The organism is Sorangium sp. So ce1036, from assembly GCF_051369805.1.
Taxonomy (GTDB): Bacteria; Myxococcota_A; Polyangia; order Polyangiales; family Polyangiaceae; genus Sorangium; species Sorangium cellulosum_F.
The window spans coordinates 2851020-2863208 of the sequence record NZ_JBBMOX010000001.1 but is presented as its reverse complement, the minus strand read 5'-3'; the positions used below and the strand labels follow the sequence as shown (position 1 = coordinate 2863208).

Below are 12189 nucleotides of genomic sequence, written 5' to 3'. Positions count from 1 at the left end.
GTCATTTCGCCTCGCGCTCGCCCGTCAGCAGATCGTAGAGATCCGGCGCGAAGGCCGCGGCGACGCAGCACTCGACCTCCTCCGCCGTGGCGCACGTGAGCGCCTCGGCCGCGACCGCCTCGGCCTCCGCGACCGTGACGCGCCGGAGCGTCTCCTTGATCTCGGGGATCGCCGCGGCCTCCATCGAGAAATCGCGGATGCCGAGGCCGAGCAGGAGCAGCGCGGCCAGCGGATCGCTCGCCATCGCGCCGCAGATGGAGACCGGGCGGTCGAAATCCTGCCCCGCCTGGATCACCTTCGAGATCAGCCGGAGGATCGACGGATCGAACGGCGAGGCCAGGTACGCGAGCGAGCGGCTCGTCCGGTCGACCGCGAGCGCGTACTGGATGAGGTCGTTCGTCCCCAGGCTCAGGAACGCGGCCTCGCGCGCGAAGTGGTCGACCATGATCGCGGCCGCGGGCACCTCGATCATCACGCCGAGCGGGATCTCGTCGGCGCACGGCTGCCCGCGGGCGCGCACCTGCTCCTGCGCGCGGCGGAGCAGCGCGCGCACCTGCCGGAGCTCGCCCAGGCCGGCGACCATGGGGATCATGATCCGCACGTCGCCGTACGCGGAGGCGCGCACCATGGCGCGCAGGTGCTCGAGGAACACGTCGGGGCGCGAGAGCGCGAGCCGGACGGCGCGGAGGCCGAGCATCGGGTTCATCTCGGGCGGCACCTGGAAGGTGGAGACGAACTTGTCGCCGCCGATGTCGAACGTGCGCAGCGTGACCGGCTTCGGGCGGAGCGCCTCGACCACGGCGCGGAAGATCTCGAACTGCTGCTCCTCCGAGGGCGGGGACGTGCGATCGATGTAGAGGAACTCGGTCCGGTAGAGGCCGATGCCCTCGGCGCCCTGGTCGCGCGCGAGGATCGCCTCGGCCGGGAGCTCGACGTTGGCCCGGAGCGAGACCCGGATGCCGTCCTTCGTCTGGGCCGCGCGGTGGCGGGCCTCGGCGAGCTCCTTGGCGAGCGCGACGTGGCGCTCGGCGCGCGCCCGCGCCTCGGCGAGCTCGACCGGCCCCGGGCGCACGATCACCGCGCCGCGCAGGCCGTCGATCACGATGAGGTCGCCCGTCGACACGCGCTGCAGGAGGTCGCTGACGCCCACCACGGCCGGGATCTCCAGCGCGCGGGCCATGATCGAGGTGTGGCTCGTGCGGGTCCCGACCTCCGTGACGAAGCCGACGACCGGCTCCTCGACCATCGCGGCGGTGTCGGCCGGCGACAGGTCGTGCGCCACGAGGATCGTCGGCCCGGAGAAGCGCGGGAGCGTGGCGCCGAGCGTCGCCGGCAGGACGCTCACGCCCTGCAGCTCGCTCAGGCTGCGGGTCGAGAGCGGCGAGGCGTCCGGCGAGGACGGCGGCTCCTTCGGCGGGGCGCTGAACGCGCGCAGCAGGCGCTCGGCGACGAACGTGAGATCATGGCTGCGCTCGCGCAGGTACGGGTCGTCGAGCGAGGCGAAGCGCGCCGCGATCGCGTCGCACGCGACGGCGACCGCCCACTCGGCGCAGCGCCGCTCCTCGGTGACCTGGCGCTCCACGGCGTCGGCGAGCGCCTCGTCGCCGAGCATCAGCAGGTAGGCCTCGAGGATCGACGCCTCGGCGCGGTGATCGCCGACGCGCTTCGCCATGTCGCGGAGCTCGCCCTGGGCGCGCTCGACCGCGGCCGCGAAGCGCGCGAGCTCGGCCTTGACCTCGCCGGAGCCGACGCGGCGGCGCGGGTGCTCCGCCCTCTTCGCGCCGACGACGACCGCGGTGCCGATGGCGACCCCGGGCGAGCCGGCGATGCCCCGCAGCGTCTCCATCCGGGCGCCGGGCGCCGTCGAGTCGCACCGACAGCCTGACGCCATCGCCTCCCCCCGCGCGCCGGGCGCCGCCGGGTCGCCCCGGCCGCCTGGCGCCAACCCCTCCCCCCGCGCGCCGGGCGCCGCCGGGTCGCCCCGGGCAGCGTCCGCCGGGACTGGAGGATCGCCTGGACCCTCCGCGGAGAGCGCGTTCGGGCCGCGCGTCACTCGGGCTCTCCGAAGCGCGACGCGATGAGCTCGCCGATGGCGGACACCGCCTCGGCGGCCTGGTCCCCGGTCGCGTGGACCTCGATCTGGGTGCCCATCGAGCCGCAGAGCAGCAGCACCCCCATCACGCTCTTCGCGTTCGCCGACTGCCCGTCGGGGCCGGACAGGGAGATCTCGCAATCGTACCGCCCGGCGAGCTGCACGAGCTTCGTGGCTGCGCGGGCGTGCAGCCCCCGCGCGTTGATGATGGTGAACCGCCTCGTCACCGCGTCGCTCGTCACCGCTCGCCCCCCGTCACGCTCTCCTCCGGCGCCGGGCGGGGCTCCGGCGCGGCCGCCCCCGGCTGCGCCCGTCGGAGGTCGGCGCCCGCGACCCCGGCCATGACCTCGCCCGCCCCCGAGGGTACTACACTCGCGCTCGCTCGAGCGACGTCCCGATGCACGACCGTGATCGGGAGCCCCGTCTTCCGCCGGAGGCTGTCGCTGAGCACGTTGGTGAGCACGACGGATCGGTGCCGGCCGCCGGTGCACCCGATGCCGACGGTCAGGTAGCTCTTTCCTTCGCTGGCGTAGCGCGGCATGCAGAACGAGAGCAGCTGCTCTGTTCTGCTGATGAACTCGAGGGCGTCTCCGTTCCTCAGGATGTAGTCCCGGACGGGCTCGTCGTTGCCGGTCAGCTCCCGGAGGCCGTGGACGAAATAGGGGTTGTCGAGGAAGCGGACGTCGAAGAGCAGATCCGCGTCGAGCGGGATGCCGTACTTGTAACCGAACGAGACGAACCGGGTGGACATCCGGGGCACGTCGACCTTCCCCGGGCGCAGCCGCTCGATGACCACGCGGCGCAGGTCGTGCGTCGACAGGCGCGTGGTGTCGAGCTGGATGGTGGCCCTGGCCCGCAGCGACGCGAGCCGCTCGCGCTCGAGCAGCACCCCGTCGAGCATCGCGATGGCGCCGCTGCCGCCCGTCGTCAGCGGGTGCGGGCGCCTGGTCTCGCTGAAGCGCCGGAGCAGCGTCTCGTCCGAGGCGTCCAGGAACAGGATCACCACGTCGCGGCCGACCCGGATGGAGTCGAGCGCCGCCGTCGCGCCCGCGAGGAACGAGCCGACCCGGACGTCGATGCCGAGCCCGATCCGGGTGATCCCGCCCGCCTCACACGCCTCCACCGCCGGCCGGACGAGCGAGGTGGGCAGGTTGTCGACGCAGAAGAAGCCGAGATCCTCGAGGGCGTGGAGCGCCGTCGACTTGCCCGCGCCGGACAGGCCCGTGACGACGACGACGCGCCCCGGCGCGCTCGCGGCCGGGCCCTGCTGGGCGCTCTTGCTCGTGTCGCTCACCCTCGCCTCCTCGGCCGCGGCAGGCTCACCGACGATTCGGTCGCGACGAACCCGGAGCCCGGGCGATCCGGGGGCGGGTGGCCCCGCTCCCCGGGCTGCCGGAAGGCGCTGCTGGGCGGATGGTGCGGCTCCACGCCGCCGGCAGGCCGCGGGGCGCGGAGCGCGCCGGGCTGCGCCGCCCCCCGCGGCGACGGTTCCTCCGCGAGCGTCACCGGCGGCGGCACGGACGACTCCTCCTGCGAGCGATCGCGGAGCAGCTCGCCCTCGACGTTGCCGAAGAACTCGCGCGCCGCGTGGAACCCGGCGTTCCTCAGCAGCTCGTTGCGGGCGGCGACCTCGAGGATCGACGCCATGTCGCGGCCAGGACGCACCGGGATCACGAGCTCCCGGATCCGCACGCCGAGGATGGTGTGGTAGCGATCGTCCAGCCCGAGCCGGTCGTACTCGGTCTCCCTCGACCACTCGACCAGCTTGACCACGACGTCGATCCGCTTGCGCTCGCGGATCGAGGTGACGCCGAAGAGATCCTTCACGTTGAGGATGCCGAGGCCGCGCACCTCGAGGTGGTACCGGAGCAGCTCCGCCGGGGCGCCGAAGATCATGCCGGGCGGGCGGTAGTCGCACTCGACCGCGTCGTCGGCCACGAGCCTGTGGCCGCGCATCACGAGATCGAGCGCGCACTCGCTCTTGCCGATCGCGCTCGACCCCATGAGCAGGAGGCCCACGCCGAAGACGTCGACGAGCACGCCGTGGAGGCGCAGCCGCGGCGCCAGCCGGTCGTCGAGCAGCGCGTGGAGCGCGGTGATCGTGGCGCTCGATCGCACCGCCGAGACGAGCAGGGGCGTCCCGGTCTCCTCCGCGCACTGCGCGAGCTCCGGCACGGGGACGGCGCCGGCGCCGGGCGCGCTCGCCTCGAGCGGCTGGTCGCCCTGCGTGAGGATGAGGCACGACAGGCCGAGCCCGAAGAAGCCGCGCAGCGACAGGAGCCGGTCCTCGCGGGAGAGCTTGTGGAGGAACGAGAGCTCGGTCTGCCCGAGGATCTGCACGCGCGTCGGGACGATGCCGTGGAAGTGGCCGACGAGCGCGAGCCCCGACTTCTGGATGCGGGGGTTCATGACGAGCCGATCGAGGCCCGCGGCGCCCGCCAGCAGCGTGAGCTCGATGCCGAGCGCCTCGTCGGCCATCAGGCTCCGCACGGAGATCGAGGGCTGGTCGAGCCGCACCGCTCCGGCGGAGCGCGGCGCCCGCCCGCCCCCGCGCCCCTCGTGCCTGCCGCCGTGCTCTCCGGTCATGACGTCGACCTCCCCTCCTCCGCGGCGATGAGATCGAACGCCGCGCGCCCCGTCGAGGCGCCGAGCAGCCGCCTCCGGAAGGCCTCGTCACGCAGCAGGCGGGAGATGCGCGCCAGCGTCTTGAGGTGCTCCCCGGTGGCCCGCTTCGGCCCGATCACGGCGACGAGGATGGACACCGGCGCCCCGTCGATCGCGTCGAAGTCGATCGGCTTCGGGCAGAGCAGGACGGCGCCGGTCAATCGCTCGACGCCCTCCATGGCGCCGTGGGGGATGGCCACCCCGCCCCCGACGCCCGTGGACTGCAGACGCTCGCGCTCGACGAGCACCCGCTCGATGTCCTCGGTCTCGACCCTCTGCTGTCCTGCCGCGAGCAGGGCGGCGAGCCGGCGGAGGGCCTCCGCCTTGGAGCGGACGAGCCCCTCCTGCTCGCTGGCGACGGAGACCTGGTGCGCGGACAAGATGTCGCAGACTTGCATGCTGATTTCGGCGCTCTAACGAGGTGAGAGGGCACGGGGACGGCGCACGCGGAGCTCGGCGAGGGGCCGAGCGTGCCGATGGATCCATCGTACCCTGAGGACCTCGGGGACGCGACTCAAGGAGGCTATCGCGGCGAGGCGTCCCGGAGGGCGGTGATGTTCAGCCTCGCCGCCGGCGCGGGGCTGCCGCGCGCCCGCTCCGGCCGAGGAGGGCAGCGCGCCCCGGCCCCGGGCACCACCTGCCCGGGGCCGGTGGGTGCGCCGCGCGTCGCTCTCTGGCGAGCGTCCGGCGCAGCCTCAACCGGGCGCCCGGCGCAGCCTCAGCGGCGAACGCGGCGGCTCACGAGCGAGAGCGCGCCGCCGCCTCCACTTCCCGTTCCACCTCGGCGGCGTACTCGCCGGCGCTCGTGCCGCCGCGCTTGCGCGCTATGGTGTGCCCCTTGCCATCGCGGATCTGCCGCTCGAGCTTGTCGTGCACCATGTCGATCGACGCGTACATGTCCTCGCCCCGCTCGGTCGCCTGAAACGCCAGGCTGCCGGAGGAGATGCGGACGTCGGCGACGTGGGTCAGCCCCTCGACGGAGAGGGTCACCTGCGCCGTCATCGCCTGACGGAGAAATTTCTGGAGTTTGGCGACCTTCTCGTGCGCGTACTTCTTGACGGCCTCGGTACCCACCATGTGCCGGAACGTGATCGTGATGTTCATCGGGCCCAGCCTTCCTTCCCTGACGCGTAGAGGAAACCATCGACTACGGCTACAGAGCACCCCTCCATCTCCATAATAACACTAACCTCCAGCTCGGGTCTGCCCTCAAAGCAGCGCATCGTTTTGTTCATGTCGGTCCCGGTGAGCGCGCCGCCGGGACGCTCTGCGTCAGCGAGATCAACAAGGCATGGCGCGGCCGGCTTGTTCCAGCGCCCGGCGCACCGTGTGCGGGGCGTGACCCGAGGCCAGGGCGATCTCGCCGACGGTGGGCCTGCGCCCGAGCTCGGAGGTGAGCCGCCGCGCGCTGACGAGGACGGCGCGGAGCACCTCGACGTCGCCCGACTCGAGCGGCTCGGCGACGCGCAGGCCCGCGGCCTCGAGACGGTCGATGAGGTGCTCCACGTCCTCGTACGAGACCGGCCGTCGACCCACGACCTCGGCGATGTCGTTGAGGTCCACCCGGCCGGTCGGCTGATGGCGTGTGAGGAGCTCCTGGAAAATGTCGTCGATGACAGGCCGCACGGAGCCAGGGTGGCACCTGCGCGCCGCGCGCGCACGCCGGGGCGCGCTCCCGGGAGCGCGGCGCCCCGAGCGCCCCGCCCGCCCGCGCGCGGTCAGGCAAGCCTGCCTGGCCTCGCGAGGCGCGCGGAGGGCCACCGCCCCGGTCGCGCCCGCCCCCCTCATGACGCGCTGCAGGCAGGGAGCGCCCGGCGCGCGCGCCGCCATCGCCCCTCGTCGGTCAGGCGGCGCCCGCGCCGCGAACACGGGGCCAGGATCGACACGACGGCTCGATCGAGCTGATAGGATCGGGAGATCCCCATGCGCTGGGCTCCTCCCGACTCGCGTTCACGCCATGCGATCCGCGACCATATCGCGGCGAACCTCGACCCGGTCGCCGATCACCAGGAGATCACCTTCCTCTCGACATGCCATGATTTCCCCTGGGACACGCGGCGCGCCCTGGAGCTCGCGCTGCTCCGCGTCTTCGGCGTCGCCAGCACATCGGCGCTCCTGGTGCAGACTGGCGAGCTCCTCGTGCGGACGCAGAAGCGTTATGACGACACGGTCCTCCTCCTCGCCGAGATGCTGGAGAACGGATATGACAGCGAGCGCGGACGGGCGGCGCTGCGGCGCATGAACCGGCAGCACCATCGTCACGTCATCCCGAACGACGAGTACCTCTACACGCTATCGACGTTCATCTTCGAGCCCATCCGCTGGAACGAGCGCTTCGGCTGGCGCAAGCTGATCGAGAAAGAAAAGCTCGCGTCGTATCATTACTGGAAGCAGGTCGGAGCGCTCATGAACATCAAGGACATCCCGCCGAGCTACGAGGCGTTCGAGCGCTTCAACCTCGATTACGAGGCGGAGCACCTCTGGTTCTCGGAGGACAACCGCAGGCTCGCCGTGGCGACGCGGGACATGATGCTGGGCTGGGTGCTGCCGAGAGCCCTGTGGCCGCTCGGGGCGGCGGTCATGCACGCGCTCCTCGACGATCGCCTGCTCGAGGCGGTCGGGCTGCCGCGTCCGTCCCGCGCGATGCGCCGCATCGTCGAGGCGGCGCTACGCGCGCGCGGCTCCCTGCTGCGGGCGATGCCGCCCCGGCGCTCGCCGCACCTCATCACGAAGAAGAGGAACCGCACCTACCCGGACGGCTACCGCATCGAGGACCTCGGCGCGCGGTGACGAGCACACCTCTGCTCTCAAAGCAAGCCCGCTCTTGCGGCCAGGGAGGCTCGAGAAGCTCTTTTCAGAGAGGTTTCAGAGATTCGTTCAGGGACGTTTGAGATGCTTTTCAGAGAGGTTTCAGAGATTCGTTCAGGGACATTTGAGATTCTTTTCAGAGAGGTCCCAGAGGTTCTTTTTCATGAATGTTTCAGGAACGATTCAGGGTAGCTGGCGGCGCAGGAACTTCAGGGCCTCACGCGCGGCCGGGCTCACCGGCTCGTAGGCGTCCGGGGTCTTCCTGAGCACGGCCCCGACCGGCTCCCCGGCGCGGACGCCGAGGATGCGCTCGACATCCTCCAGCAGCGATTGCATGGAATCGAAGCGGTTCCCGGGCAGCTTGCGCAGCGCCGTCTCGACCAGCGCCTCGACGCGGGGATCGATGTCGGGGCGGAGCGCGCTCAGCCGGGGAGCCGGGGCGCAGGCGTGCTGGGCGACGACCACCACGTCGTCCGGCGAGGAGAACGGCAGCTGGCCAGTGAGCATGCGGAACAGGGTGACGCCGAGGGCGTAGACGTCGGTGCGGCCGTCGATGGGATCCGCGAGGGCCTGCTCCGGGGCCATGTAGGGGACCGTGCCGAGCACGATGCCGGTCGCGGTCGCGGGGCCCGATCGCACCTTCGCGAAGCCGAAGTCCATCATCTTGAGCACGCGCGGGCCGCCCCCGGCGCTGACGAGAAACATGTTGTCCGGCTTCACGTCGCGGTGGATGATGCCGGCCGCGTGCGCGGCGGCGAGCGCCGACGCCGCCTGCCGTACCAGCGACAGCGCCATTGCCTCGCACACCGCCCCCTCGCGCCGGAGCAGCGCGCCCACGGACTCGCCCGTGAGCAGCTCCAGCACGATGAACGGAGCGCCGTCCGCGCGCTCGCCCGCGTCGAGGACCTGGATGATGTTGGGGTGCCCGAGCTCGGCCGCCACCTCGAGCTCGCGGAGGAAGCGCGCCCGCTGGGCCCGGTCCGCGGCGAAGCTGCGGTTCAAGATCTTGATCGCGACCTGCTCTCTCGTGCGGCTGTCCGCCGCGAGGTAGACGCGCGACATGCCGCCGGCGCCGATGAAGCCCTGGATCACATACCGATCCTCCAGGACGGCGCCGAACTGCCGCGTCGGCCTCGCCGGCGGGGCGGCCGAGAGGGTCTGAACCAGGCGGGCGCCGTCCTCGGGGCAGAAGCCATAGGACCGGTCGGCGTACGCGCGGCGGCAGCGCGGGCAGATCATGGCGCGCGTCATCATGACGGCGGGCGCGAGATTCCTCAAGACGCAAGGGGCCTCGAGCATTGTCCGCCCCGGCTGCGGTCATGGGGCGTCTCGCCGCCAAAGCGTGGTAGATCGCCGAGCGGACGTCGGCAATACGTGCGACTCTCCCTGGCCGCACGATTCACCCCGAGACCGAGAGACAGCCCGTGACCTCACAGAAACATCCCGCGACCCTCATCCCCGGAGACGGCATCGGCCCCGAGATCGTGGAGGCGACGCTGCGCGCCCTCGACGCGCTCGGCGCGCCTTTCGAATGGGAGACGTGCGTGGCCGGCATGGCCGGCGTCAAGGAGTTCGGCGACCCGCTGCCCCGGGTCACGCTCGACAGCATCCACCGCACGCAGCTCGCGCTCAAGGGGCCGCTCGAGACGCCGATCGGCGGCGGATACCGCTCCTCCAACGTGCGCCTGCGGCAGGAATTCAAGCTCTACGCCAACGTGCGGCCCGCGCGCACGCTGATCCCCGGCGGCCGCTACGAGAACATCGACATCGTGCTCGTGCGCGAGAACCTCGAGGGCCTGTACGTGGGCTTCGAGCACTACATCCCCATCGGCAGCGACGAGCACGCGGTCGCGATCGGCTCCGGCGTGAACACCCGCGTGGGCTCGCGCCGCATCGCCGAGTTCGCGTACGACTACGCGGAGAAGCACGGCCGCAAGAAGGTCACCATCGTCCACAAGGCCAACATCATGAAGGCCCTCACCGGCCTGTTCCTGGACACGTCGCGCGAGGTGGCCAGGACCTACGCCGGCCGCGTCGACACCGACGAGCGCATCGTGGACGCGTGCGCCATGCAGCTCGTCCTGAACCCGTGGCAGTTCGACGTCATCGTCACGACCAACCTGTTCGGCGACATCCTGTCGGACGAGCTCGCGGGCCTCGTCGGCGGCCTCGGCATGGCGCCGGGCGCGAACATCGGACAGCACGCCGCGATCTTCGAGGCGGTGCACGGCTCGGCGCCGGACATCGCCGGCAAGGGCGTCGCGAACCCCATCGCGCTGATGCTCGCCGCCGCGATGATGCTCGATCACGTGGGCCAGCGGGAGCTCGCCGGTCGCCTCCGCGCCGCCATCGACGCGGCGCTGAACGTCGACGGGGTGCGCACCCGCGATCTCGGCGGCAAGGCGGACACCCGGGCGCTCACCGACGCCGTCGTGGCGCGCATCAAGAACGGCTGAGCGGGCGCCGCGGGCCTCGCGCCCGCGGCCGCCTCGGGATCAGCCGCCGCCCGAGGGCGGGTGGTGCGGCCGAGCCAACCCCGGGCGGCGTGATCGAGCGAGCAGGGCGCGGGGGCCGTGCTCGTCGGTGCTCAGCGGGGGGGATCGAAGCGGCGTTTCGCCCAGCTCACGAGCGGGCTGTTGTCCCGGGTCCGCGCGGCGCCGGGCGCGCCGCGGCGCCTCCGCCAGTCGCCTTCGCGGACGCGGCGGCACCCGGCCGCCTGCTCCATCGAGAGGAGGTAAGCCTGGGCCTCCCGCCCGTCGGCGAGGCGAACGGCGGATCGCCGGTGCAAGATCGGGTGACCTCGGTGCACGTCGAGCGCGGCGAGCGCGGCGGGCGCGATGGCGTAGAGCTCGCCGACCACGGCGACGAGCCCGCCCTCGACGAGGGCGCCGCTCGTACCGAGGTCGACGAGGGCGTACTGGGCGGTCGTGGTCGCCTCGCCGAGCGGGCGGGCTGCCGCGAGCCACCCGTGCTGGTCCTCGCCCTTCATGAGGTTGTCGTAAACGAAGAGCGCGATCTCGCTGGTGGTCATCGGTCGTGGTCCTCGGACGGGTTCGGCGGCCGGGCGAAGACCCTCGCAAAGCGAGAGAGCGGGCGCAAGCTCGGCCGGTGAGCCGGTGAGGACGACGACGGGGCCGCGGGGAGCTGCAGCCCGACAGGAACGTTGCACTTTCTTCGCGTTCGTCCGTCTTGCAACCACGGGAGCGCTCCGTCTAGACTCCATCGTCTGACAAAATGGCAGACGATGGGCTGGGGGAGAATGGGCGGCTCAGGTCAGAGATCGCCGCGCTGCACGCGCGCATCCAGGAGCTGGAGAGGGCGCTGGCGGAGCGGTCATGCGGCCGCGCGGCCGAGGAAGTAGCGCGGCGCGACGCGGCGAGCGCGGACGCTCACGCCACGCTCGCCGCGCTCGCGTGGCTGCTCACGCCGGAGCCGGCGCGGATCCACTGGCGCCCCGACGGCACGGTGACGCGCTGGAACGACGGCGCCGAACGCATCTTCGGCTGGAGCGAGGGCGAGGCGGTCGGTCGCGGGCTCCCCGACCTCGTGGCCGCAGATCCCGTGTCGCCGGACGCGGCGCGCGCGTTCGTGCTCGACTGGGCGGAGAACCGGTTCGCCTCGGTCACGAGCGAGGGTCGGGCGAAAGACGGGCAGGCGCGCCTCTGCCGGTGGAACCACGCGGTGCTGCGCGACGACCGCGGCGCCGTGCGTGAGATCGCGGCGATCGTCGAGGACGCCAGCGACCCGCCGTGGAGCGAGCACGCGCTGCTCGGGCGGCTTCAGCTGCTCCTTCAGTTGGTGGACCACTCGCGCAACTCCATCTTCGTCAAGGACACCGACGGACGCTATCTCTTCGCCAACCGCGCTCACGCGGAGGTCTATCAGCGGCATGTCGTCGAGATCATCGGCAAAAATGAGCATGAGTTGAGCCCCCTGGCGCCCGAGGCCATCGACGAGGTCGTGGCGAGAGAGCGCGCTGTGCTCGCCGGGGGGGAGGCGAAGCAGTACGAAGAGATGCTGCAGCTCGGCGGCGCGCGGATTCATTTCCACACGGTCAAATTCCCGATCCTCGACGAGCGCGGCGCGCCGATCGGCCTCGGCGGCGTCGTCACCAACATCACCTCGCTGAGGGAGGCGGAGGCCGAGCGGACCGCGCTGCAGGAGAAGATCATCGTCGCCCAGCAGGCCGCCCTCCGGGAGCTGTCCACGCCGCTCATCCCGATCGCCGACCGGGTGGTGGCGATGCCGCTGGTAGGGACGATCGACAGCGCGCGCGCGGAGCAGATCATGGAGGCGCTGCTATCCAGCATCAGCAGTCAGGGCGCCCACACCGCGATCCTGGACGTCACCGGCGTGCGCGCGGTCGACGCGCACGTCGCCGGCGCGCTGACGCGGACCGCGCGCGCCGCCCAGCTGCTCGGCACCCACGTGGTGCTCACGGGCGTCCGCCCGGAGGTAGCGCAGACGCTGGTCACGCTCGGCGTCGACCTCTCCGGGATCACCACGCTCAGCACCCTGCAGAGCGGCATCGCGCACGCCCTCCTTCGCACGAGGCACTAGCGACGAACGGCCTGAATCCGTCTGGAAGCGCAGGACCTCGGACCAGGGCGCGACGCGCAGAATGC

At 71.9% G+C, this 12189-nt stretch carries 12 protein-coding genes; 3 read left to right on the top strand and 9 right to left on the bottom strand.

All coding sequences use genetic code 11. The annotated features are described in order from the left end of the window. Nucleotide 1: 1 nt before the first annotated feature. The 7 genes from ptsP to WMF31_RS10955 form a co-directional block, all read right to left on the bottom strand. On the bottom strand, nt 2–1891 hold the full coding sequence (ptsP, locus tag WMF31_RS10985; protein WP_436601883.1) for a phosphoenolpyruvate--protein phosphotransferase: 1890 nt from the start codon (nt 1889–1891) through the stop codon (nt 2–4). A gap of 158 nt (nt 1892–2049) precedes the next feature. Next, nucleotides 2050–2334: an HPr family phosphocarrier protein gene (locus WMF31_RS10980; RefSeq protein WP_129351088.1), complete on the bottom strand. Its 285-nt coding sequence runs from the start codon at nt 2332–2334 to the stop codon at nt 2050–2052. Further along, nucleotides 2331–3386: an RNase adapter RapZ gene (gene rapZ, locus WMF31_RS10975; protein ID WP_436601882.1), complete on the bottom strand. Its 1056-nt coding sequence runs from the start codon at nt 3384–3386 to the stop codon at nt 2331–2333. Before rapZ ends, WMF31_RS10980 begins: the two co-directional genes overlap by 4 nt. After that, nucleotides 3383–4678 (bottom strand): HPr(Ser) kinase/phosphatase, encoded by a 1296-nt coding sequence (gene hprK / locus WMF31_RS10970; RefSeq protein ID WP_436601881.1) that lies wholly within the window; start codon nt 4676–4678, stop codon nt 3383–3385. The genes rapZ and hprK overlap by 4 nt, the downstream gene beginning before the upstream one ends. Beyond that, the gene (locus WMF31_RS10965) at nt 4675–5154 is read right to left on the bottom strand and encodes a PTS sugar transporter subunit IIA (protein WP_129351096.1); all 480 of its coding nucleotides are present in this window, start codon (nt 5152–5154) and stop codon (nt 4675–4677) included. Before WMF31_RS10965 ends, hprK begins: the two co-directional genes overlap by 4 nt. A gap of 340 nt (nt 5155–5494) precedes the next feature. After that, on the bottom strand, nt 5495–5860 hold the full coding sequence (gene hpf, locus WMF31_RS10960) for a ribosome hibernation-promoting factor, HPF/YfiA family (RefSeq protein ID WP_436601880.1): 366 nt from the start codon (nt 5858–5860) through the stop codon (nt 5495–5497). Between the two features lie 177 nt (nt 5861–6037). Beyond that, nucleotides 6038–6382, bottom strand: coding sequence for a sigma-70 domain-containing protein (locus WMF31_RS10955; RefSeq protein ID WP_436601879.1), 345 nt, complete (start codon nt 6380–6382; stop codon nt 6038–6040). 297 nt (nt 6383–6679) lie between these two features. Between WMF31_RS10955 and WMF31_RS10950 the strand changes: the two genes are divergently transcribed. Further along, entirely contained in the window at nt 6680–7546 is an 867-nt protein-coding gene (locus tag WMF31_RS10950; protein ID WP_436601878.1) for an oxygenase MpaB family protein, read from the top strand. A 201-nt stretch (nt 7547–7747) separates the two neighbouring features. Here the strand turns inward: WMF31_RS10950 and WMF31_RS10945 are convergent, their stop codons facing one another. Beyond that, nucleotides 7748–8842: a serine/threonine-protein kinase gene (locus WMF31_RS10945; RefSeq protein ID WP_436601877.1), complete on the bottom strand. Its 1095-nt coding sequence runs from the start codon at nt 8840–8842 to the stop codon at nt 7748–7750. A 146-nt stretch (nt 8843–8988) separates the two neighbouring features. Between WMF31_RS10945 and WMF31_RS10940 the strand changes: the two genes are divergently transcribed. Further along, nucleotides 8989–10020: an isocitrate/isopropylmalate dehydrogenase family protein gene (locus tag WMF31_RS10940; RefSeq protein WP_436601876.1), complete on the top strand. Its 1032-nt coding sequence runs from the start codon at nt 8989–8991 to the stop codon at nt 10018–10020. 131 nt (nt 10021–10151) lie between these two features. On the opposite strand, the gene WMF31_RS10935 is transcribed toward WMF31_RS10940, so the two are convergent. After that, nucleotides 10152–10595, bottom strand: a complete 444-nt coding sequence (locus WMF31_RS10935; protein ID WP_436601875.1) for a gamma-glutamylcyclotransferase family protein — start codon at nt 10593–10595, stop codon at nt 10152–10154. 203 nt (nt 10596–10798) lie between these two features. Here WMF31_RS10935 and WMF31_RS10930 point away from each other — a divergent pair, with 203 nt between their 5' ends. Further along, nucleotides 10799–12124: a PAS domain-containing protein gene (locus WMF31_RS10930; RefSeq protein WP_436601874.1), complete on the top strand. Its 1326-nt coding sequence runs from the start codon at nt 10799–10801 to the stop codon at nt 12122–12124. The last annotated feature ends 65 nt before the right edge of the window (nt 12125–12189 follow it).